The following is a 1150-nucleotide window of genomic DNA, read 5'->3' on the forward strand; positions in this document are numbered from 1 at the left end:
GAGTTGAAAGCGTGGCTAATGCAGTTTAGCTCCACTCATAGATTTCATGTTTCTGAGCGAATCGACAAACCATCCTATTCCAAATTAGTGACTCAAACGCATTGGGAGTGGACGCCGCTTGATTTCGTCAACCAACTGGATCTCGATGTAGACAGAGCGTTTTACTGCCAAATGGTTAATGCTGAATTGCCATTTGAGAAAGTTCAGTGGCAAAACACCGACCTATCGGAGCTTATGGAAACGCTAGACCAGCCTGAGTCCTATCAAGCGACCGCACTTTTTGAATATACGCTTAACGGTGAAGTGGACATGGTATCGAGCCAGAGCCAAGGTTCAGTTCAAGACTGCAATATCCGAATTCGCACCCTTCAGCTTTACACCAGTGCGCTCAACTCGGTGATGCGCCATTACAAGTTAACCGACCCCAATATCCCCATGAAGCTGCGCGATATCAAAATGGGTGAGCAGCTTTTCTTCGGCCATACTCGCACTCGCTAAACCACATTTCGCATTACCTCGGAATAACAGGGGTAATGCGAGTTTCCTACTTGACTCATAACTAACTGACTTAGTTCTATTTGTGACGTTTAGCTGTAGTCTTTTTGTACAAATACTGCCATAATTACGCATTAATGGTAATAATAATGCGTTGGTATACGGCTTTGGACGGAAGACCTCTATCGAACAAAGAGCTGAAAAAATTGGTTACGAGCAACGTAAGTCGAGCGAACCCTTGGACATTGGTGAACAAGCTTGTTGTTCAATTGATGACGACTGCGGCTATGCGCGAAATAGAAATAGCCACGTTGGTTGTTAGCGACTTTATATCAGCAAACGGTGAATTGAATGAACTGTTCATTATCGATGCCGAACGAGCCTATAACGGGCGAGAAAGACCAATTCTATTTTCGCACGATGGATTAAAGCGGTCAGTTGAACAGTACATAACGTTACTCAAGAAAGAACAAGTTTTAACTTCTCCGCTTAATAGCTATTTGGGGTTGTGCCCTACAGCTCTATTTCTTGTAAACCCCGAAACATTCAAGCCCTTCGGTGTCCAAAAACGAGGGACAAAGGCTGGTGGAGCAGTCAATTACGCACCTTATACGCTCAACCGCTATGTTGATAAGCTCATAGCTAATGCTGGCCT

General features: G+C 44.4%; 2 protein-coding genes. Both read left to right on the forward strand.

What is annotated here, in order from left to right; all coding sequences use genetic code 11:
* Positions 1-498 (forward strand): hypothetical protein (locus IQR33_RS23060; RefSeq protein ID WP_228014078.1); only part of this gene is annotated, 498 nt, incomplete at its 5' end.
* A 146-nt stretch (positions 499-644) separates the two neighbouring features.
* On the forward strand, positions 645-1150 hold a 506-nt coding region (locus IQR33_RS23065; RefSeq protein ID WP_193844076.1), incomplete at its 3' end, for a hypothetical protein.

This window comes from Vibrio sp. OPT46 (assembly GCF_015163535.1).
GTDB lineage: Bacteria > Pseudomonadota > Gammaproteobacteria > Enterobacterales > Vibrionaceae > Vibrio > Vibrio alginolyticus.